Raw genomic sequence first — 19,208 nt, forward strand, 5'->3', positions numbered from 1 at the left:
GTGATCAGGCGTGGTCGAGCGCGCTGCCCTTATGGGCCGCGACATGGTCGGTCTTGTCGCTCTTGATCTCGTACTGGGGTTCTTCGTCCGAGGCGTGATGGGTGTGGCCCTTATAGTCGAAGTCCCGCCTGTGGACCGCGATGATCGTCCCCGACACGCGCCCGGCCTCGCTGTTCCAGCTCACATGGTCGCCGATCTCGAAGCGCCTGGCCATGGTCCGCTCTCCTCGTCCAATCCGCGCCCATGACGAACGACGGCCGCCAGGGCCTTGTTCCAGGGCGGGCCCCTCAGATCAACGCCGCGATCGCCCTGAGCAACTGGTCGCGCACGAACGGCTTGGGCAGGAAATGGCTGTCGGCCACCGCCTTCAGGCGCCAGTCGTCCATGCATTCGCTGCTGATATAGACCACCCCCAGCCGGGGCAGCAGCAATCGCGCGCGCTTGGCGAATTCCCATCCCGACATTCCCGGCATGTTGATGTCGGTGACGATGCACGCCGGCGTCTCGCTACCGCCGGCCAGATAGTCGAGCGCTCCTTCGCCGTCCGCGAAGGCCCGGGCCTCCAGGCCGGTCTCCGCGAGGGCGCTCAGCAAGGTCGCCGAGATCCTGGGGTCGTCATCGACGACGACGATGACGGCGTCGCTCATGAGCCGGGCCCGCGCGGGAGCGACGAGGATGTCGCTTCCCCCTGGGCGACGGTCAGCACGAAGCCGCGTCCCGTCGTCCGGGCTGGCACGGCTTCGATCCCCTGCGCCCGCAGCAGCGCGGCGACCGCCTGGGCCCTTCGCTCCGCGAGGTTCGGCCGGGCCGAGGGGGTTCGCGGCAGTCCGGGGACGCCCAGCGCGGGCACGTTCCAGCGGCGCGCGGCCCAGGTCGATGTCGACAGGGCGGCCTGACCGGCCGGATCGAGCGCATCCCCGCCATCGACGAAGCCGATCGAGGGCAGGGCGCCCTGCGGCGGAACGATGGCGATGGTCCAGCCTTCGGCCTGGGCCGCGGCGCGCTTCTCCAGCGCATGGTAGGTCTCGATCGTCGCCCCCGGAAGCTGTGCGGCGTTGACGGTAGCGCGGCGTTGCTCGCGGTCGATCGTGATCTGGTCGATATCGACCCCGGCCGAGACCGCGAGCGCCTGCGAAACCGCCGAAATACGGTTGGTCTCCATGGCCGCGCTGTGTTCGGCCTGGCGCAACTGCTCGCGCTGGACGTCGATCGCGCCCGCGCGGGGATCGAGCAGCACCTGGTCGAGGCGCAACTGCACCGGCCGGTCGAGCTGCCTTTCGAGATCGGCCTGCAACGTCCCGACCGGGCGGGCGCCGTTGCGGGGGGCGATGATCACCGAACGGACCGACAGCGGCTGTGCGGCGAAGTCGATCTCGAGCTGGGTCACGCGCGCATCCGCTCCGAACTGCTTGGAGAGGAAGGAGCGGACCCTGTTGGTGGTCACCGCCTCGCCGGCGATCCGTTCGAGCGAGATGCCGAGCGGGATCGCCATCGCGACGAACACGAAGAACAGGATGAAGGTCTGGGTCCAGCTCTGCTGGCTCGATAGATGATGGCCGAAGCCATAATAGCGCGCCATCACCGTCGCGGAGAGCGCGATCGTCACGAAATTGGTGACGAACAGCGCGAGCGCGCCGCCGAACGCCGCCATGTTCCAGGTCGCCAGGCCGAAGCCGACGACCGCCAGCGGCGGCATCAGCGCGGTCGCGATCGCCACGCCGACGATGGTGTCGCCGCGCCCGCGGATGATCGCGAAGGTGCCGGCCAGCGACGCGAACAGCGCCACCGCCAGGTCGAACAGGTTGGGCCGGGTGCGGGCGATGATCTCGGGAGTCGGCGCCTGCAAGGGGGAGATCGCGACGATCAGCGCGGTGAACAATATCGCCGCCAGCGAACCGACGGCCAGCGCGATCAGCGACCGGCGCATCTCCGCGAAATCGAACAGCGCCATGCTGAAGCCCAGCCCCAATATGGGGTTCATCAGCGGAGAGATCAGCATCGCGCCGATGATCACGGCGGGGGAGGAGAGCAGCAGGCCGAGGATCGCGATCCCCGCCGACATCATCGTCATGAAGGCGTAGCGCGGCGACCATTTGCCGTCGACGAAGATGCGCTCGATGATCTCCTGATGGTCCACGCTGCCGACGATCGCGCGCCGCCACCAGCGATAGAGGGGAACGCGCTCGATGCGCATCTTCACCGTGTCGACCATGCCATGCTCCGCGTTGGACGTCGTCATTTACCGCTTTCTTCCGTTTCGTTGCGGCGATGGCAAATTCGGGGGCCGTCCGGACGCGTGCTGGTCGGCTTCGGCATGGCCGACCGGGCGATCGCCAATTCCCTCTTCAGGTCGGATCGTTCGGTGAAATGCAGCGAGACGAGGACGACGAAGCTGATCATCGCCATCGTCGAATAGATGAGGAGGGGGAGCAGCCCGGCGCTCTTCAGCGCGATCATGATCAGGCAGCCGCCGCTCGCCAGGGTCAGGCTGGTCGCGGCGTTGATCGCGACGCTGCGTGCATGCGCCAGCCCGCCCACCATCATCACGGTTCCGAAGATCGTCCAGAATATCCCGATCGCGATCGATGCCGCGCCCATGTCCAGGCCGGTCAGGGACGCGCGCGCGTCGGCGAACCAGAGATGGGCGAGGCCGTCGATCACGAACAGGCCGCCCGCCCAGGCGGCGATCCGGTCGACGATCCGAGGTCTTTCAGGGCGATATCCGTAGCTCGACTCCCGCATCGTCATTCGATCGAATCCCCCTCGAAGCGGCTATTCCCGACGAAGTCTTCGGAGAGAACCGCCCTGTCGAAAGGGGGTTACGGCAGCGATTGAACCCGATAAAGGCGAATTATCCGCAGCTTGTATTCGGTCGAACCTGATCATGGACATCGTCCTGTTGCGTACCTTCCTGGCGGCGGCGAGCACGGGGAGCTTCGCCAATGCGGCGCTGCGCGTGAACGCCAGCGCGTCGACCGTGACCGAAAGGATCCGCCAGCTCGAACATCGCGTCGGCGCGCGGCTGTTCGAGCGCGACAAGCGGGGGTGCCGGCTGACGGCGGCGGGGAAGCGCTTCCACGAGCCCGCGCTCAAGGCGATCCGCACCTGGGAGATCGCCTGCCACGACATCGCCCTGCCGGAAGCTTTCTCCCGCAGCATCGCGATCGGTGGCCAATATGCCTTGTGGCACCATTTCCTGACCGACTGGCTCGCCACGGCCCGCGCGGCCCTTCCCGACGTCGCGTTCCGCGTCACCGCGGGCGCCTCCGCGCGGCTGAACCGGGACATCGTCGAGGGGCTGCTCGACCTCGTCGTCCTTTACGATCCGGTGTTCCGCAAGGGAATCACGGTCGAGAAGCTGTTCGACGACGATCTCGTCCTCGTCTCGGGTGCCGGCAGCGACGACTGGCAGGCCCATTATGTCAGGATCGAATGGGGGCAGGGGACGCTCGGCGAGATCGCGGCCCGCCTGCCGTCCCTGCCCGAAAGCGGACTGATCCTCGACCTCGGCATCCATTCCGCGCGATGGCTGGTCGAGCAGCGCATGTGCGGCTTCATGCCCCGGCGCGTCGTCCAGGACCTGCTCGACAGCGGCGATCTCCGCCTCGTCGAAGACGCGCCTCGCTTCCACTATCCCGCCTATATGTGCTGGCGCGGGGATGTGGATCAGGATCTGGTGAAGGACCTGGCCCGGCTGCTGCGAAGCCCGTTTGCGGGGAGCTGAAGGGGGAAGGCGCGCCCGGTCCGGCGAGCTGCGCCAGCGCTGGAAGCTCCATATGGCGGAGAAGCACGGACCCTCTTTTTCGGGGTGAATCCGACGACGGATCGGCCGGATGCTTCAGATCTTCACGATCACCGTTCCCAGATAGCCCCCCCTGATCGTCCGTTCCAAGGCTCGTGGCGCCTCGGCAAGACCCTCCACAACCACATGGGGAAAGCGGATCTGTCCCGACCTGAGCCGATCGCCGAGATGCCGTTCCCATTCCTGCCGGGCATCCGGATCGTCATCGGCGCTGTAGCCGCGGATCAGAAGGCGCTTCATCAGGATGTGCGTGGAATCGAGGGGCACGGGCATGCTGTTTCCGCTGTCTTCAGCGGCCAGTTGCTGGGATAGCGTGCCGAGCACGACCACGCGTCCGCCTTCGCGACAGGCGGCGACGCCAGCCTGAAATTGCTCGCCTCCCACATTGTCGAGAAAGACGTCCAGCCCTTCGGGCGCGGCCTCTGACAATTGTTGGAGGATCGGTGGTCCATCGCGATGGACGGCCGCGTCATATCCCAGCTCGGCGACGAGCCGATCGGCCTTTTCCCGCGTACTCGTACTGCCGATGATGCGGGCGGCGCCCAGCAGGCGTGCGACCTGCGCCGCCATCGACCCGATCGCGCCGCCGCCGCTGGAGATGAACACCGTATCGCCCGGTCGAACAGCTACGCCGCGTGTGAGCGCGGCATAAGCCGTCCAGCCATGGCCGAGGTGCGCGGCGCGATCCGGAAGGTCATCCCGAACCTTGCGGCACTGCGTGACCGGCACGACCGCATAGTCGCGCCATCCCAGGAAGTGAACGACGAGATCCCCGCTCGAAAAGCCGCTGTCCCCGGGGGCCGCGATCACCTCGCCAAGTGCCTCGCCGCGGAGGGCCTCGCCCGTCCTGATGGCTGGAAACGGCACACCCTTCTCATCCGATGCGCCCTTGACGATCATCTGGCGCAGGGACGCCGAGACAAGGAAGCAGAGATTTCGGACAAGCACTTCGCCCGCTGCCGCCGGACGGGGTACGGACACGATCTCGAAATCGCCCGGTGCCGGAAGTCCCGCATGCGTCCTGGCCAGCCTGACTTCCCGGCTTCCCATCGGTAGTTCGGTCATCGATCACTCCCTTGACGCAATCGCATCGCACGTCGAGCATATGCGAGCAGATTACTCATATTCTTTCGGAGCGTGCGCTTTGGCTACTCGTATTCCCGCATCTTCGGGATCCATGCGCAAACAGCCTCGCCAGGCGCGGTCGCGTGCCACCGTGGAGGCGATTCTGACGGCGGGCGCTCAGCTTTTGGCGGAGGTCGGATGGCTGAAGGTCACGACCAATCGCGTCGCCGAGATCGCCGGAGTCAGCATCGGCTCATTGTACCAGTATTTTCCCGACAAGGCGGCCCTCGTCGAAGCGATAACCCGGCGCCATTTCGATGAAATCCTGGACGTGTTGCGGGAGATCGACGGCTGCGATCTGTCGCTGGAGGCGCGGACGGAGCGGCTCGTGGCCGGGATGATCAGGATTCATGGCGGCAATCCACGTCTGCATCGGGTGCTTCTCAGGGACGTGCCGGCCAGCGAAAGCCTGCAGGCGACGCATGCATTGTTCGCAGCCGAATATCTCGGACGCTATGACAGCTTTCTCGCGAGAGCGGCATGGCGCGGGGCCGATCGAGGGACCGCGGCGCAAATTCTGTCCTCGGCGATCGCCGGCGTGGTTCATGACGCAGCGGAAAGGGGAACGCTGCACTCTGCCGACGTCCGACGCGAGCTCATCTCGGTCGTCCTCGCCTATGTGCGTCATCGGCAATGAGGGAAATGGCGCACCCGAAGGGATTCGAACCCCTGGCCTCTGCCTTCGGAGCTAGAACTACAATGCTACGCTAGCTTTGTCGACCCAACGCTAGGGTGCTATAACTCACTGTTTATACAATGTTTTATTGACAAGAAGGGTTCTCCAAGCTACCCTAATGACCCCCACAGTTTTCGTTCTGGTGGTGAGTTTTTGGTGAATTTTTGGATCTGCTCTAGCGAGGTGCGTTATGCCAAAACTGACGAAAACGGTCGTAGACAAGTCTGAGCCGCGTGAGCGGCAATACACTGTCTGGTGCAGCGAGCTGAAGGGCTTCGGCATATTCGTCCTGTCCTCCGGCACGCGGACATACTTCGTCGACTACCGCAATGCCAACAATGTGCGTCGCCGGATGAAGCTGGGCCGGCATGGCGCTGTTACCGCCGAACAGGCTCGAATGCTAGCGATCCAGGCGCTTGCCGAAGTCTCCAAGGGCAACGATCCGCTGGAGGATCGCAATAGCACCCGCAAGGCCATCTCGGTCAAGGAACTCTGCGAGCTTTACATCAAGGAACTGGAAGAGGGCCGCATACTTGGGAAAGGCGGTCGGCCGAAGAAGGCGAGCACCAAGATCACCGATCTTGGCCGGATCAACCGGCACATCATCCCGTTGCTTGGCAAGAAGCCTGTCACCCATGTCACCAAGGCCGATGTGACGGCGATGATGAAGGACATCATGGCCGGCAAGACGCGCACCAGCGAGAAGACTAAGAAGCTGCGCGGCAAGTCGATCGTGCGGGGCGGCCTTGGCGCTGCGAGCCGCACGGTCGGTCTGCTCGGCGGCATTTTTACCTATGCGCGGGACGAACTCGGCATCATTGAGCTCAATCCAGCGCATGGTGTTCGCAAGCCGAAGGACGTGGTGCGGACTCGCCGGCTGAATGAGGATGAGTATCGAAGCCTCGGTCGCATTCTCACCAAAGCGGCTGAGGACGAACGCTATACGCGGATCGTCGACATCATCCGGCTGATCGCCATGTCAGGCTGCCGTCGCGGCGAGATCATCGAACTGCAGAAGGTGGAGATCGACTCGGTTGGGAGCGCCTTCCGGTTTGAGGATACCAAGGAGGGCCAGTCCGTCCGTCCGATGGGCTTGCCCGTTGCCGAGTATTTCGACTGTCCGCCGTCAGCGCCAATGGCACAGATTTGAGGTTGTGATGTAAGGAGGATTTGGGCTTCGTCGTAGTGACGAAGGAACGAAGATGAAGCCCAAATCCTCAAGCGTAAAATCGGCCCGCAAACCCAAGGCGTCGGCCGAACAGGTGGTGAAGGATATCCGGCGCGCGACACGCCGGCATTTCTCGGCGGAGGACAAGATCCGCGTGGTTCTGGAGGGCTTGCGCGGCGATGACAGCATCGCGGAGCTGTGCCGCAAGGAGGGCATTGCCCAGGGCTTGTATTATACTTGGTCAAAGGAGTTCATGGAGGCCGGGAAGCGTCGGCTGGCGGGCGACACCGCCCGTGCCGCGACGAGCGGCGAGGTACAGGATCTGCGCCGTGAGGCGCGTGCCCTGAAGGAGGCCGTCGCCGACCTCACGCTCGAAAACCGGCTGCTGAAAAAAAGCATGATCGCGGATGGGGGAGACCCCGAATGAGGTATCCGGGATCCGAGAAGCTGGAGATCATCCGCATCGTCGAGCAGTCGCACCTGCCGGCGAAGCGGACCCTCGACCAGTTGGGCGTCGCGCGGCGGACCTTCTACCGATGGTATGATCGCTATCTCGAAGGCGGCCCCGAGGCGCTGGAGGATCGTCCTTCCGCGCCGAGCCGGGTCTGGAACCGCCTCCCCGGCGCCATTCAGGACCAGATCGTCGAGATGGCACTGGAGCAGTCCGATCTGTCGCCCCGCGAACTGGCGGTGCGCTTCACCGATGAGAAGGACTATTTCGTCTCGGAATCAACGGTCTACCGCCTGCTCAAGGCGCATGACCTGATCACCAGCCCGGCCTTCGTCGTGGTCAAGGCGGCCGACGAGTTCCATCGCAAGACCAGCCGCCCGAACGAGATGTGGCAGACCGATTTCACCTACTTCAAGATCATCGGCTGGGGATGGATGTACCTCTCCACCGTGCTCGACGATTTCTCGCGCTACATCATCGCCTGGAAGCTGTGCACCACGATGCGGGCCGAGGACGTGACCGACACGCTGCAACTCGCGCTCGAAGCCTCAGGCTGCGACCACGCCACCGTCAGGCACAAACCAAAGCTGCTCAGCGACAACGGACCGAGCTACATCGCCGGCGAACTCGCCGACTGGATCAAAGCCCATGACATGAGCCATGTTCGCGGCGCTCCGCTACATCCCCAGACCCAGGGCAAGATCGAGCGCTGGCACCAGACCCTGAAAAACCGCATCCTGCTGGAGCACTACTTCCTGCCTGGCGATCTCGAACGGCAGGTCGAGGCCTTCGTCGAGCATTATAACCATCGCCGCTATCACGAGAGCCTCGACAACGTGACACCGGCCGACGCCTATTTCGGCAGGGCCGCCGCCATTATCGAACGGAGGAAACGCATCAAGCGAAAGACCATCGAACAGCGACGCTTGCTTCACCGCAAGCTCGCCGCCTAAACATCAACCCCAGACGAGGCCCGATCTCCTCTTCTCTGCGCAACCATCTGCGCCAAATGTCCCGACGACGGACAAGTTACGCCAGCTCCGCTATCTGATCGCGGCGGCCGAGGCCGGTAGCTTCAGCCGCGCGGCGCGCAGCCTGAACATCAAGCAGGCGACAATCAGCCGGCATATCCTCGAAACCGAGAAGCGTCTCGGGATGGTCCTTTTCGACCGCAAGACGCGCGGCGCGACGCTGACGGCGAATGGCCAGATTTACTTACGCACGGCCCAGCGCATCGTGAAGGAGTTCGGGGAGCTAAACGCCTGGGTCCACGCCACCAGGAACGGCCACGCTGGTAGGCTCGCAGTGGGCTTTTATACATCCTTCTCCGCCGGCAATCTTCGGGCGACGCTGAGCGAGTTCGATGAGCGCTATCCCGAAGTACGAGTCCGGGGATTCGAACGCGACCGGGACATGCTGCTGGCCGGGATAGAGAACGGCTTGCTCGACATCGCGATCCTAACCGGCGAGGCACCTTTTCGCGGATTGATGAGCCGCCCCTTTTGGAGCGAACGCATCTTGGTGGCGATGCCGGAGAGCCATCCGCTCGCCGCCCGAGAGCGTATTTATTGGAGCGATCTGACCGGCGAGCGCTTCCTGCTGACCGCGCGCGATCCCGGCCCGGAGACGCGCAACATGCTGCTGGGGAAGTTGGGCATGCCGGGCTACATGCCCGAAATCGACATGGACGATATCGGCCGCGATACGGTGCTTAGTACCCTCGCGCTCGGCGGGCGCATCTCGATCGTCGCGGAATCAGCACTCGGTATCCAGGTGCCGGGCGTCGTGTTTCGCGAGGTCCACGAGAACAACGGTTACATGCGGATCGGCTTCTCGGGCTATTGGCGCGAGCACAACGAAAATCCCGTCCTGCGCAGGTTCCTCGATTTCGTAGCCGCGCGCTATTCCCTGCCGCCCATGCCGGTGCGGCCGCTGTCATCCCTTACGCCGAGAAAGGAACAGTTATGACCCAAGGCAAGAGCTTCATCATAGCGCTGGTCACGCTCATCATCGGATTCGGAGCGGTCTTCACTCTGCGTCCGGTAATCCGGCCTGCCAGCGCCCCGGCGGTGGTCGCCAGCCCGGCGTCCGCAGTGTCCGTATCAATAGAGCCACGGGGCAAGTCCTATTTCGCGGCGCATCTTGAGGAAGCGCGGGGGATCGTCGCTGGGTGTCGGGATGGGTCGGTGCGCGGCGACGAATGCGCCAATGCCGAGCAAGCTGTTGTCGAGGCCGAAGGCCGGGACCGCTTCAAGAAGTTCATGGGGCATTGAGCGCGGGATCGCGTCTAACGACCCTGTGCCCGTTGCCGGCGAAAGCCGCGATCGGTGTCCATGAACCGCGCCAACATAGGCGCGACCAGCTTTTCAGGCGCGACCGGCGAGTCCCCGGTTTCCGCCGCGAGCGCAGCGGCATAGGCTTGCAAGTCGCGATGGACCGTGGCCGGCAACTCCACGCTGAGTTTGACCGGTCGATCGTCGGCGAGCGGGCCGAGTTTCAATTTCGTCATCGCGTCACTCCAAGTGGTTCGAGCACGAGATCGCGGGTCAGAACCACGCGCAGCGGATAACCGGGCCGGATGGTGAGCGTCGGCTGCACATTAAGCTGGCGACGCACGATCTGCTGGCCGGACTGGTTGATGGTGTCCTGCGTGCCGCGCCGCAGTGCGCGGGTCAGGTCGTCATCGTCGCCCGCGCCCAACTCTGCCCCGACCCCTAGCAAGGTCGAGATGGCGGCAGCCTTCAAGAGATTGCCCCAATGCTGGTTCACGCGGTCCTGCAAGCCGGCATAACCAGCCGCATCGGCGCCGGGCTGGCGCTCGAGCACGATCGAGCGGCCGTCCGGCAGGATCAGCCGGTCCCAGGCGAATAGCACGCGAGTCTGCCCCGCAGTGATCTGGCTGTCATACTCGCCGATCAAGCGAGCGCCTTGCGGAATGAGCAGGATGCGGCCGGTGATGCTGTCATAGACATTCTGCGTCACCTGGGCGGTGATCTGGCCGGGAAGGTCCGAACGGATGCCGGTGATGAGTGCGGCGGGAATGATGCTGCCGGCCTGGACGATGTTGGGCGAAGCCGGCGCCGTGAGCCGCTCGACGCTCAGGGTTTGCTGATTGGACGCTTGGCCCATGAACGCCCGCTTAGCGGCCTGATCGCCTTGCGCGTCGGCGGGTTGCGCCGCAGTGATCGCGGGCGGCGTCGGCGAACCGACCGATGCCGCAGGCTGCGCGGGCGCTCCTGTCGCGCCGCCCGCGCCGCCGCCGAGAAAGACCGTGCTGGTGCGGGCGGCGTCGCGCTCTTGTTGCGCGCGCTGCCGCGCGGCCTCCGCGGCTTGCGCACGCAGATCGGGCGGCGCGGCCTGGCCGCCGATCGGTGGCACGGGCACGGCGGCCCCACGCTCCTGCGCCGAGACGATCGGCCGGCCGAGATCGCCGGGGAGCGGCGGACCAAGTTTGGGCGCTTGCGCATAGTCCTTCGGGCCGGAAGTGATCGCGTCGCCGGCGCGGCTGTCGGTGTTGTAGAGTTCCTTGGCCTCGTGCGGGCTGGGAGGCCGCAGGGCATAGATCAGAGATCCGCCGATGCCGAGGCCAGCGGCGACGCCGACAACCGCGAGGGCTTTTCTCGACAGGCGCATGACACGCGGCGGGTCGCCCCTGAGCTGAAACGCGTTTGGATCGGCCGGGGGCGCGGCAGGCTCGACGGCGGAGAATTCAGCAGGATCGGTCACGGCCGCCGCTCCCGAGGCGTGTTCGCCCGGTCGCGCACGATGCGCACGATGCGCACGCGCTGCGCACTGCGCTTGTCGCCCAGGCGCAATTCTGCGGCGGCGAACAGGCGATCGATCACCATGTAGCGGCCCTGGACGCGGTAGTTGACCAGTTCGGCATTGCCGGCCGCGCCGGTCACGAACAGCGGCGGCATGTCGCCCTGCGAGATCCCGGTGGGAAACTCGATGAACACTTGGCGGCCATCGTCGAAGGCGCGGAGCGGCTTCCACGGCGCGCGGTCGCCATCGATTCGGTAGCGGAAATTAAGCGCGGACACGTCGACGCCGCTCGCGACCGGCGCGGTCGAAGCCGCCGCCACATTCGCGCGGCGCAGCGCGATCAGCGCGTCCTGCGGATAGGTCCACGAGACCGACGCCATATAGGTGCTCGGCGTCGCGCGAAGCTCCAGATGGTAGGTTCGCCGGTCGGTATTGATGACGAGGTTCGTCGAAAGGTCGGGCCGGGTCGGCTTGGCGAGGATATGCACGCGCGCGGTTGGACCGCTGCCGCTCACCGTATCGCCGATGATCCAGCGCACGGTGTCACCGGCCGCTACCGGCCCCGGCCCTACGAGCTGCTCGCCCTCCTGCAAGGCGATGTCCGTCACCTGGCCGGGCGCGGTATAGACCTGATAGAGCGCCCCGTCCGTCCAGGGGTATTGCTGGATGGCATTGAGGAAGCCGTCGCGCACCGGCTGAACGCGGGAGGCGGCATTTGCCACGCCGACGCGGTTGCGCGGATCGACGGGTTCGGGCGGGCGCGGGTTCGCGGCGACAGGCTTCAACTGGCCGGGGAGCAGCAGCGGCTCGGGGATCGTGACCACTTCGACGGGCCTGGGCGCCTCGGGAGCGGGCATCGCCGCGATCTCGGGCGGTGCGTTATCATAGGCGATGGCGGGCGGCTTCGCCGATGTGGTGGCGCAGCCGCTAAGCGCTGATGCAGATACAAGGAGTACCGCCGAGGCGGCGCGACGATATGGTGGGCGCGTCATTGCGACAGCTCCTTTGACCAGTTGAGGGCGCTGACGAAGATGCCGAGCGGATTCTTGCGCAGGGCATCGGGCGTTCTTGGCGGCTGAAAGACGACGGTGAGGATCGCCGACCAGCGCTCGGTGGCGGCCAGGCTGCCGTCCTGATAGTGGCGCTCGGTCCAGGCCACGCGGAAGCTGTCGGGCGAAGCGCGGATGACGCTCGACACATCCACCGCGACCTGCACCTTGCCGACCTGGGCGAACGGGTCGTTGGCGCGCGCGTAGTCGTTGAGGAACAGCGCGCCCTTGTCGGTGGTGAAGTCGTAGGCGCGAAGCCAGTTCTGGCGCACGACCACCGGATCGACTGGAATGCTTCGCACCTCTTCGACGAAACGGGCGAGGTGGAACGCGGTCTGCGGATCGGTCGGCCGATAACCCGCTTCGGCTGGTGCGACCGCCCGCGCTTCGCCGAGCCGATCGACCTGCACAACCCAGGGCACGATATGGCCGCGCGCCGATTGCCAGACGAGGCCGCCGGCCAATCCTCCCGACAGGGCGAGCGTGCCGAAGAAAGCGAGCCGCCAGTTCTTCGCCTGCACGCGCGCCGAACCGATACGGTCGTCCCATGCTTGCGCCGCGCGTTGATAGGGTGTCGTGGGTTCGGGGGTCTGGCCGTAGCGAATGGTCGGGCGTCGGAACATCGATCAGTCCTTCTCTTTGATGTCGGGGCCGCCGCCGCCGCCGTGACTGTCGCCGGCCTTCATCGCGTGGGCGAGCACGGTCGCGCCGTGGGTCACGGACTGCCGGCGCTTCATGGCGGCCGCCCAGGCGGGTTGAGCGGCGGCGCTGGACGCAGCCGAATCTGATGCGGACGCGGCGGCGGCTTCTGGCCCGCCCGTGATGGTGCCGCCGGTGGCGGTGAGTCCGGCGCGCGCGCCGGAGCGAAAACTGGCCTTCATTGCGTCGCCACCCTTGGCGGCCGCCTTGCGTAAGGGCGAGAGCACGGCATTTGCGGCGGTTCCGGCCGCTGCCTGGCCGACCGCCGCCATGCCGGCTGCTACCGCGGCACCGCCGCTCTTGCCGGGCGAACCGAGGCTGTAAGCGCTGGTCGCACCGCCCGCCATCTGGGCGCCTCCGCGTGCTGCAGCGCCGGCCATTCGGCCAGTGGCGCCAACTGCAGCGCCGGCCGCTCCGACGCCGAGGCGGGCAGCGGCCGCACCGCCGACCAGCGCCCCGCCGGCGGCGAGAGCGGTGCCGGCCGCCGCGCCAGCGCCGAGTTGCGGTCCGCCCGAGACAATCCCGTTCGCAATACCGGGACCGAAGATGGCGAGGCCAAGCAGCGACAGCGCGGCGAGTGCGATCGCCATCACCTGATTGATGTCGGGCGCGGTGCCCAGGCCTGGGCTCGTGAACTGATTGAACAGCGTCGTGCCGATGCCGGTGATGACGGCGAGCACCAGCACCTTGATGCCGGTCGAGACGACATGGCCCAGCACACGTTCGGCCATGAAGGCGGTCTTGTTGAAGAAAGCGAACGGCAGCAGCACGAAGCCCGCCAGCGTCACCAGCTTGAACTCGATCAGGGTGATGAAGATCTGCACCGCGATAATGAAGAAGGCGAGCACCACGATCACCCAGGCGAGCAGCAACACGATGATGAGGGCCAGGTTTGAGAACACGGCCCAAAGGTTGGAGACCTGCCCCGCTGCATCCAGGAGCGGTTTGCCGGCCTGAAGTCCGGTGGCCGCAATCGTGCCCGGCTTCATGAAATCGACGATCGACATCGCGCTGCCGCTGGCCTTGAGGCCGAGCCCGGCAAAGGACTGAAACACGATGTTGGCGAGGTTGGAGAAATTGCCGATAATGAAGGCGAAGGTGCCGATATACAGGGTCTTCTTGACGAGGCGTTGCAACACATCCTCATCCGCCCCCCAAGCCCAGAACAGCCCGGCCAGCGTCACGTCGATCGCGATCAGCGTCGTCGAGAGGAAGCTGATTTCACCGCCGAGCAGCCCGAATCCGCTGTCGATATAACTGGTGAAGACGCCCAGAAAGGTGTCGATGACGCCGGTGTCGTTCATGGCGCACTATTCTCCGGAGAGGGGGCCGTGCCCTCGCCATCCTCTGCTTCGGTGGCGGGCTGACGGAAAAAGCGGCGGCGGTTCTCGGCCCAGGCCGCCTCACAGCCGGCATCGGGCATGGTGAGTGTCGCGCAGCGGTCGAGTTCACGCCCGAGCCGGTCATGGCTCACATCCTCGCGCACGGCGACGGGCGGCGATGGCGCGGACTCGGACTTGTGCGTGGCGGCGACGATCGCCACCGTCATCATCATGCCCGCAAGCGCGGCGACGCCCGCGATCTTTACCGTGCGCGAGGAAGCGTGCAGCATCAGGTCCGCCTCAATTGCCCATGAAGCGGCGGAACCGCTCGCGACCCTCGGCCTCCTCGGCGGTGTGCCGCGCCGCTTCGAGCGCTTGGGCGCGGCCCTGCGCGGCGACGACGGCGGTGAGGTCGGCGAGCTGTTGCGATTGCAGCGCGAGGAGCTGGTTGCCCGCCTGCGTGGCCTGAAGCGCGCCGGTCGCCGACTGGCTGGCCGATACCAGGCCGTCCATCGCCGTGTGCGCGCCATCGATGTTGCCGACGACGCCGGCCTGCACCTTGAGCGAATCCTCGAACGCGCCGACGCTATCCTCCCAGCGCGCATTGGCATTGGCGACCATCTGCGACTGCGTGCCGGTGAGTGCCGAACCGGTGTATCGGCTGGTAAACGCCTGCTGTACGTTCTGCACGTCGTAGGCGATGCGCTGCGCCTGCCCGAGAAGCTGCTGGGTGCGCTGCACCTGTTGCTGCAACTGCTGGAGCGAGCTGAACGGCAGCGAGGCGAGATTGCGCGCCTCGTTGATGAGGCTGGTCGCCTGCTGCTGGATTTGCTGGATCTGGTTGTTGATCTGCTGGAGCGACCGGGCGGCGGTTAGCACGTTCTGCGCATAGTTGGTGGGATCATAGACGATCCCGCCGAACTGCGCGTAGGCCGGCGTCGCGGCGGTGATGCCGATGACGCCCGAGGTCGAGAGGACGCCGGCCAGGATGGCGCGGCGCAGAAAAGCGGTCTTCATAGCGGTAACTCCTGCTGGCGTTGCGATTTGGGTCCGGGCGGAAGAAGTTCGATCGCCCAGGCGCAACCGCGATGGCGCAGCCACTCGGCCGCGAATGCGGATGCCCCGTGGGTTTCGATGATCTCGGCGATGGTGAGCTGGTCGGTCTTCGACGACGCGGCGGCGAAGGCCAGCGCTACTTCGCCCAGGCCCAGCTCGAACAGCCGATTGCCGCGCCGCGACTGGCAATAATAGTCGCGCTTGGGCGTCGCCCGGCTGAGGATTTCGATCTGGCGGTCGTTGAGGCCGAAGCGCTCATAGATAGCCGCGATCTGCGGCTCGGCGGCGCGCTCATTGGGCAGGAATATCCGCGTCGGGCAGGACTCGATGATGGCCGGCGCGATGTCGCTCGTTTCGATGTCGGCAAGGCTCTGCGTGGCGAAGATGACACTGGCGTTCTTCTTGCGCAGTGTTTTGAGCCATTCGCGAAGCTGGGCGGCGAAGTCCGGGCTGTCGAGCACCAGCCAGCCTTCGTCGATGATGATGAGCGTGGGTGAGCCGTCCAGTCGATCGCCGATCCGGTGGAAGAGATAGGACAGCACGGCGGCCGCCGATCCGTGGCCGACCAGGCCCTCGGTCTCGAAGGCTTGCACGTCGGCTATGCCGATCCGCTCGGCTTCCGCGTCGAGCAACCGGCCCCACGTCCCGCCGATGCAATAGGGCGCGAGCGCCTGCTTGAGCTGCTGGCTTTGAAGCAGCACGGCGAGCCCGGTCAGCGTGCGTTCCGGCACGGGCGCGGACGCCAGCGAGCCGAGCGCCGACCACAGATGCTCCTTGGCCTGCGGATCGACCGCGACGCCTTCGCTGGCCAGGATCGCCGCCAGCCATTCGGCCGCCCAGGCGCGCTCGGCCGGATCGTCGATCCGTGCCAACGGCTGGAGCTGCACGCCGTCGCCGGCCTCGTCGGCGAGCATCCCGCCCAAGTCCTGCCAGTCGCCACCCATGCCGATCGCGGCGGCGCGGATGCTGCCGCCAAAGTCGAAGGCGAACACCTGCGACCCCTCATAGCGCCGGAACTGCATCGCCATCAGCGCGAGCAGCACCGACTTGCCGGCGCCGGTCGGCCCGACGATCAGCGTGTGGCCGACATCGCCGACGTGAAGGGAAAACCGGAACGGGGTCGAGCCTTCGGTTCTGCCGTAAAGCAGAGGGGGCGCACCAAAATGATCGTCCCGTTCCGGCCCCGCCCATACTGCTGACAGGGGGATCAGGTGGGCGAGATTGAGCGTGGAAATCGGGGGTTGGCGGACATTGGCGTAGGTGTGGCCGGGAAGTGAGCCGAGCCACGCTTCAACCGCGTTCATGCCTTCGGGGATGGCGGTGAAATCGCGGCCCTGGATGACCTTCTCGACAAGCCGCAGCTTCTCGGCGACAATGGCAGGATCGCGGTCCCATACCGTCACCGTCGCGGTGACGTAGGCCATGCCCGCATAGTCGGCGCCCAGCTCCTGCAGCGCGGCGTCGGCGTCGGCGGCCTTGTTCGAGGCGTCGCTATCGAGCAGCGTCGAAGCCTCGTTGGTCATCACCTCTTTCAAGATGGCGGCGACGGACTTGCGTTTGGCGAACCATTGGCGGCGGATGCGGGTCAGCAGCCTGGTCGCGTCGGTCTTGTCGAGCATGATCGCGCGGGTCGACCAGCGATACTCGAAGGCGAGCCGGTTCAGCTCGTCCAGCAAGCCGGGGAAGGTCACGCTCGGGAAGCCGACGATGGTGAGCGTCCGCAGATGATGCTCGCCCAGGCGCGGCTCCAGTCCGCCGGTCAGCGGCTCGTCGGCCAGGAGCGCGTCGAGGTGCATCGGCGTTTCCGGCACGCGAACGCGCTGGCGCCGGGTCGAGATCGTGCTGTGCAGATAGGTCAGCGTCTCGCCGTCATCGAGCCAGCGGACCTCGGGGACGAAGCCTTCGACCAGATGAAGGACGCGGTCGCTGCGATCGGTGAAGCCCTTTAGCAGTTCCCACGGATCGGCGCCGGTGCTGGACCGGCCCTCGTAGAGCCAGCCTTCGGCGCGCGCCGCTTCCTCGGCCGGCGGCATCCACAACAGCGTCAGATAATAGGCGCTCTCGAAATGCGCGCCTTCCTCGCGGAACTGTTCGCGGCGCTCCATGTCCAACAGCGCCGAGACGGGATCGGGAAACTCCGCGTCGGGATAATCGAGCGCGGGCGTGCGCTGCGCCTCGACGAAGATTGCCCAGCCTGAACCCAGGCGGCGTAGCGAACTGTTCAGCCGTGCCGTGGTGGCGACCAGCTCAGCCGGCGTCGCGCTATCGAGATCGGGACCGCGGAAGCGTGCCGTCCGCTGGAACGACCCATCCTTGTTCAGAACGATGCCTTCGCCGACCAGCGCGGCCCAAGGAAGGAAATCGGCGAGGCGCGTGGCCTTGCCGCGATATTCGCGTAAGGACATCATGGTTGCATCCAAACGGGCAAGCGGAGGTGGCGGCGGGCCACGTCCACGAATTGCGGGTCGCGCCGCACTGCCCAGACGGACAGCGTATGGCCGATCGCCCAGATAACGAGGCCGGCGATCCAGAGCCGCAGGCCGAGGCCGATCGCGCCCGCCAGCGTGCCGTTGACGATGGCGAGCGAGCGGGGAGCACCGCCGAGCAATATTTGCTCGGTCAGCGCCCGGTGGACCGGGGCATAGAACCCCGCGATCGGCGAGCCAAACGACTCTGGGGCGTCCTGCATCAGACCAGTGCTCCGCCGCCGAACGAGAAGAACGACAGGAAGAAGCTCGACGCGGCGAAGGCGATCGACAGACCGAATACGATCTGGATGAGCTTGCGCGCGCCGCCCGACGTATCGCCGAATGCGAGCGTCAGCCCGGTGATGATGATGATCAGCACCGCGATGATCTTCGCGACCGGCCCCTCAATGCTTTCGAGGATCGACTGGAGCGGCGCTTCCCACGGCATCGACGATCCCGACGCATGGGCGGGAACGGCGAATGTCAGCGCGAGCAGGCTGGCCGAAGCGGTGAGCATGGCGCGACGTGCGCCATACCGAAGAGCATGGATCATGGGAGGTCTCCTGGCTGGGGTGGGGAAAGCGGGATGAGGCGGTAGTCGCCGGTGGCGAGGTCGAGCCCTTCGACGCGGGCCAGCTCGGCGAGGCGGCGGCCGTGCCCGTCACGGACCAGCACGGTGATCAGATCGATGGTCTCGGCCAGCAGCGCGCGCGGGACCGTGATCACGGCCTCCTGAATGAGCTGCTCCATCCGGCGCAGCGCGCCGAGGGCCGTGCCGGCATGGATCGTGCCGATGCCTCCGGGGTGTCCGGTGCCCCAGGCTTTGAGAAGATCGAGCGCTTCCGCGCCGCGTACCTCGCCGATGGGAATGCGGTCGGGGCGCAGGCGCAGGCTGGAGCGGACAAGATCGGACAGCGAGACGACGCCATCCTTCGTCCGCATGGCGACGAGGTTCGGCGCGGCGCATTGCAGCTCGCGCGTATCCTCGATCAGCACGATGCGATCGGTGGTCTTCGCCACTTCGGCCAGCAGCGCGTTGACCAGCGTGGTCTTGCCGCTCCCCGTGCCGCCCGCGACGAGGATGTTGGCGCGCGTCTGGACGCCTTGCCGCAGCGCTTCGGCGTGCGCGGCCGACATGATGTCGGCCGCTACATAGTCTTCTAGCGTGAACACAGCGACCGCGGGCTTGCGGATCGCAAAGGCGGGCGCGGCGACGACGGGCGGCAACAGCCCCTCGAACCGTTCGCCGCCTTCGGGCAGCTCGGCCGAGACGCGTGGGGAGCGGGCATGAACCTCGACGCCGACATGATGCGCGACGAGGCGCACGATACGTTCGCCGTCCGCGGCGGCCAGCACCTCGCCGGTGTCGCTGATGCCTTCGCTGAGCCGATCGATCCACAGCCGCCCGTCGGGATTCAGCATCACTTCGATGACGGTGGGATCGTCGAGCCAGGCCGCGATCGACGGCCCCAGCGCCGTGCGAAGCATCCGCACGCCGCGCGTCTTGGCATCGGATCGGATCGGTTGAACAGTCAAGGTTGAGCCCCTGGAATTGGGCCGGGCGAACCACCGCCCGGCTTCAGGGACGCATCAAGAGAGACAGGAAAGGTCGGGATACAACAAGGAA

At 66.0% G+C, this 19,208-nt stretch carries 22 protein-coding genes; 6 read left to right on the forward strand and 16 right to left on the reverse strand.

Translation table 11 applies throughout. The annotated features are described in order from the left end of the window. Nucleotides 1-4 precede the first annotated feature (4 nt). The 4 genes from HRJ34_RS02585 to HRJ34_RS02600 all read right to left on the reverse strand — a co-directional run bounded on the left by HRJ34_RS02585 (nucleotide 5) and on the right by HRJ34_RS02600 (nucleotide 2,748). Nucleotides 5-214, reverse strand: a complete 210-nt coding sequence (locus tag HRJ34_RS02585) for a hypervirulence associated TUDOR domain-containing protein (protein WP_011950998.1) — start codon at nucleotides 212-214, stop codon at nucleotides 5-7. A 73-nt stretch (nucleotides 215-287) separates the two neighbouring features. Then, nucleotides 288-647, reverse strand: coding sequence for a response regulator (locus HRJ34_RS02590; RefSeq protein ID WP_011950999.1), 360 nt, complete (start codon nucleotides 645-647; stop codon nucleotides 288-290). Further along, nucleotides 644-2,239 (reverse strand): DUF389 domain-containing protein, encoded by a 1,596-nt coding sequence (locus tag HRJ34_RS02595; protein ID WP_208633245.1) that lies wholly within the window; start codon nucleotides 2,237-2,239, stop codon nucleotides 644-646. Before HRJ34_RS02595 ends, HRJ34_RS02590 begins: the two co-directional genes overlap by 4 nt. Next, nucleotides 2,236-2,748, reverse strand: coding sequence for a hypothetical protein (locus HRJ34_RS02600; RefSeq protein ID WP_011951001.1), 513 nt, complete (start codon nucleotides 2,746-2,748; stop codon nucleotides 2,236-2,238). The genes HRJ34_RS02595 and HRJ34_RS02600 overlap by 4 nt, the downstream gene beginning before the upstream one ends. 136 nt (nucleotides 2,749-2,884) lie before the next feature. On the opposite strand from HRJ34_RS02600, the gene HRJ34_RS02605 reads away from it, so the two are divergent. Next, nucleotides 2,885-3,724, forward strand: coding sequence for a LysR family transcriptional regulator (locus HRJ34_RS02605; RefSeq protein ID WP_208633246.1), 840 nt, complete (start codon nucleotides 2,885-2,887; stop codon nucleotides 3,722-3,724). A gap of 114 nt (nucleotides 3,725-3,838) precedes the next feature. Here the strand turns inward: HRJ34_RS02605 and HRJ34_RS02610 are convergent, their stop codons facing one another. After that, on the reverse strand, nucleotides 3,839-4,867 hold the full coding sequence (locus HRJ34_RS02610; protein WP_016744648.1) for an MDR family NADP-dependent oxidoreductase: 1,029 nt from the start codon (nucleotides 4,865-4,867) through the stop codon (nucleotides 3,839-3,841). A gap of 151 nt (nucleotides 4,868-5,018) precedes the next feature. Between HRJ34_RS02610 and HRJ34_RS02615 the strand changes: the two genes are divergently transcribed. The 5 genes from HRJ34_RS02615 to HRJ34_RS02635 all read left to right on the forward strand — a co-directional run bounded on the left by HRJ34_RS02615 (nucleotide 5,019) and on the right by HRJ34_RS02635 (nucleotide 9,495). After that, nucleotides 5,019-5,564, forward strand: a complete 546-nt coding sequence (locus HRJ34_RS02615) for a TetR/AcrR family transcriptional regulator (RefSeq protein WP_226949016.1) — start codon at nucleotides 5,019-5,021, stop codon at nucleotides 5,562-5,564. Nucleotides 5,565-5,793: 229 nt separating this feature from the next. After that, the gene (locus HRJ34_RS02620) at nucleotides 5,794-6,753 is read left to right on the forward strand and encodes a tyrosine-type recombinase/integrase (protein WP_226949017.1); all 960 of its coding nucleotides are present in this window, start codon (nucleotides 5,794-5,796) and stop codon (nucleotides 6,751-6,753) included. A 52-nt stretch (nucleotides 6,754-6,805) separates the two neighbouring features. Beyond that, a protein-coding gene (locus HRJ34_RS02625; RefSeq protein ID WP_150289884.1) for an IS3 family transposase occupies nucleotides 6,806-8,175 on the forward strand; the annotation gives its coding sequence in 2 pieces (ribosomal slippage) (nucleotides 6,806-7,160 and nucleotides 7,160-8,175; 1,371 coding nt in all). Next, nucleotides 8,078-9,190: a LysR family transcriptional regulator gene (locus tag HRJ34_RS02630; protein WP_208634307.1), complete on the forward strand. Its 1,113-nt coding sequence runs from the start codon at nucleotides 8,078-8,080 to the stop codon at nucleotides 9,188-9,190. The genes HRJ34_RS02625 and HRJ34_RS02630 overlap by 98 nt, the downstream gene beginning before the upstream one ends. After that, nucleotides 9,187-9,495, forward strand: coding sequence for a hypothetical protein (locus HRJ34_RS02635; protein WP_208633248.1), 309 nt, complete (start codon nucleotides 9,187-9,189; stop codon nucleotides 9,493-9,495). Before HRJ34_RS02630 ends, HRJ34_RS02635 begins: the two co-directional genes overlap by 4 nt. Nucleotides 9,496-9,509: 14 nt before the next feature. Here the strand turns inward: HRJ34_RS02635 and HRJ34_RS02640 are convergent, their stop codons facing one another. Genes HRJ34_RS02640 through trbB form a run of 11 tightly spaced genes read right to left on the reverse strand, consistent with a single transcriptional unit; the run spans nucleotide 9,510 to nucleotide 19,117 of the window. Continuing rightward, a complete protein-coding gene (locus tag HRJ34_RS02640) occupies nucleotides 9,510-9,731 on the reverse strand; it encodes a DUF2274 domain-containing protein (RefSeq protein WP_208633249.1) in 222 nt (73 codons plus the stop codon). After that, complete coding sequence (locus tag HRJ34_RS02645) at nucleotides 9,728-10,948, reverse strand: TrbI/VirB10 family protein (protein ID WP_208633250.1); 1,221 nt, start codon at nucleotides 10,946-10,948, stop codon at nucleotides 9,728-9,730. Before HRJ34_RS02645 ends, HRJ34_RS02640 begins: the two co-directional genes overlap by 4 nt. Then, complete coding sequence (trbG, locus tag HRJ34_RS02650) at nucleotides 10,945-11,979, reverse strand: P-type conjugative transfer protein TrbG (RefSeq protein ID WP_208633251.1); 1,035 nt, start codon at nucleotides 11,977-11,979, stop codon at nucleotides 10,945-10,947. Before trbG ends, HRJ34_RS02645 begins: the two co-directional genes overlap by 4 nt. Further along, nucleotides 11,976-12,659 (reverse strand): conjugal transfer protein TrbF, encoded by a 684-nt coding sequence (gene trbF, locus HRJ34_RS02655; protein ID WP_208633252.1) that lies wholly within the window; start codon nucleotides 12,657-12,659, stop codon nucleotides 11,976-11,978. The genes trbG and trbF overlap by 4 nt, the downstream gene beginning before the upstream one ends. Nucleotides 12,660-12,662: 3 nt before the next feature. Then, nucleotides 12,663-14,039, reverse strand: a complete 1,377-nt coding sequence (gene trbL / locus HRJ34_RS02660) for a P-type conjugative transfer protein TrbL (protein ID WP_208633253.1) — start codon at nucleotides 14,037-14,039, stop codon at nucleotides 12,663-12,665. Continuing rightward, the gene (gene trbK-alt / locus HRJ34_RS02665) at nucleotides 14,036-14,347 is read right to left on the reverse strand and encodes a putative entry exclusion protein TrbK-alt (protein ID WP_208633254.1); all 312 of its coding nucleotides are present in this window, start codon (nucleotides 14,345-14,347) and stop codon (nucleotides 14,036-14,038) included. The genes trbL and trbK-alt overlap by 4 nt, the downstream gene beginning before the upstream one ends. A gap of 10 nt (nucleotides 14,348-14,357) precedes the next feature. Further along, on the reverse strand, nucleotides 14,358-15,074 hold the full coding sequence (trbJ, locus tag HRJ34_RS02670; RefSeq protein WP_208633255.1) for a P-type conjugative transfer protein TrbJ: 717 nt from the start codon (nucleotides 15,072-15,074) through the stop codon (nucleotides 14,358-14,360). Beyond that, a complete protein-coding gene (trbE, locus tag HRJ34_RS02675) occupies nucleotides 15,071-17,521 on the reverse strand; it encodes a conjugal transfer protein TrbE (protein WP_208633256.1) in 2,451 nt (816 codons plus the stop codon). The genes trbJ and trbE overlap by 4 nt, the downstream gene beginning before the upstream one ends. Continuing rightward, the gene (locus HRJ34_RS02680; protein WP_208633257.1) at nucleotides 17,518-17,802 is read right to left on the reverse strand and encodes a VirB3 family type IV secretion system protein; all 285 of its coding nucleotides are present in this window, start codon (nucleotides 17,800-17,802) and stop codon (nucleotides 17,518-17,520) included. The genes trbE and HRJ34_RS02680 overlap by 4 nt, the downstream gene beginning before the upstream one ends. After that, entirely contained in the window at nucleotides 17,802-18,134 is a 333-nt protein-coding gene (locus HRJ34_RS02685) for a TrbC/VirB2 family protein (RefSeq protein WP_208633258.1), read from the reverse strand. The genes HRJ34_RS02680 and HRJ34_RS02685 overlap by 1 nt, the downstream gene beginning before the upstream one ends. Continuing rightward, entirely contained in the window at nucleotides 18,131-19,117 is a 987-nt protein-coding gene (gene trbB / locus HRJ34_RS02690; RefSeq protein ID WP_208633259.1) for a P-type conjugative transfer ATPase TrbB, read from the reverse strand. The genes HRJ34_RS02685 and trbB overlap by 4 nt, the downstream gene beginning before the upstream one ends. Nucleotides 19,118-19,208: the final 91 nt, after the last annotated feature.

The sequence above is a fragment of the Rhizorhabdus wittichii genome (assembly GCF_017607425.1).
Classification (GTDB): domain Bacteria; phylum Pseudomonadota; class Alphaproteobacteria; order Sphingomonadales; family Sphingomonadaceae; genus Rhizorhabdus; species Rhizorhabdus wittichii.

Coding starts and splice junctions, on each gene's coding strand:
- HRJ34_RS02585 (WP_011950998.1), bottom strand. CDS start 214: ATGGCCAGGCGCTTCGAGATCGGCGACCATGTGAGCTGGAACAGCGAG.
- HRJ34_RS02600 (WP_011951001.1), bottom strand. CDS start 2,748: ATGACGATGCGGGAGTCGAGCTACGGATATCGCCCTGAAAGACCTCGG.
- HRJ34_RS02685 (WP_208633258.1), bottom strand. CDS start 18,134: ATGATCCATGCTCTTCGGTATGGCGCACGTCGCGCCATGCTCACCGCT.
- HRJ34_RS02620 (WP_226949017.1), top strand. CDS start 5,794: ATGCCAAAACTGACGAAAACGGTCGTAGACAAGTCTGAGCCGCGTGAG.
- HRJ34_RS02610 (WP_016744648.1), bottom strand. CDS start 4,867: ATGACCGAACTACCGATGGGAAGCCGGGAAGTCAGGCTGGCCAGGACG.
- trbF (WP_208633252.1), bottom strand. CDS start 12,659: ATGTTCCGACGCCCGACCATTCGCTACGGCCAGACCCCCGAACCCACG.
- HRJ34_RS02590 (WP_011950999.1), bottom strand. CDS start 647: ATGAGCGACGCCGTCATCGTCGTCGTCGATGACGACCCCAGGATCTCG.
- HRJ34_RS02640 (WP_208633249.1), bottom strand. CDS start 9,731: ATGACGAAATTGAAACTCGGCCCGCTCGCCGACGATCGACCGGTCAAA.
- HRJ34_RS02635 (WP_208633248.1), top strand. CDS start 9,187: ATGACCCAAGGCAAGAGCTTCATCATAGCGCTGGTCACGCTCATCATC.
- HRJ34_RS02595 (WP_208633245.1), bottom strand. CDS start 2,239: ATGACGACGTCCAACGCGGAGCATGGCATGGTCGACACGGTGAAGATG.
- trbJ (WP_208633255.1), bottom strand. CDS start 15,074: ATGAAGACCGCTTTTCTGCGCCGCGCCATCCTGGCCGGCGTCCTCTCG.
- trbG (WP_208633251.1), bottom strand. CDS start 11,979: ATGACGCGCCCACCATATCGTCGCGCCGCCTCGGCGGTACTCCTTGTA.
- trbE (WP_208633256.1), bottom strand. CDS start 17,521: ATGATGTCCTTACGCGAATATCGCGGCAAGGCCACGCGCCTCGCCGAT.
- trbK-alt (WP_208633254.1), bottom strand. CDS start 14,347: ATGCTGCACGCTTCCTCGCGCACGGTAAAGATCGCGGGCGTCGCCGCG.
- HRJ34_RS02605 (WP_208633246.1), top strand. CDS start 2,885: ATGGACATCGTCCTGTTGCGTACCTTCCTGGCGGCGGCGAGCACGGGG.
- HRJ34_RS02680 (WP_208633257.1), bottom strand. CDS start 17,802: ATGCAGGACGCCCCAGAGTCGTTTGGCTCGCCGATCGCGGGGTTCTAT.
- trbL (WP_208633253.1), bottom strand. CDS start 14,039: ATGAACGACACCGGCGTCATCGACACCTTTCTGGGCGTCTTCACCAGT.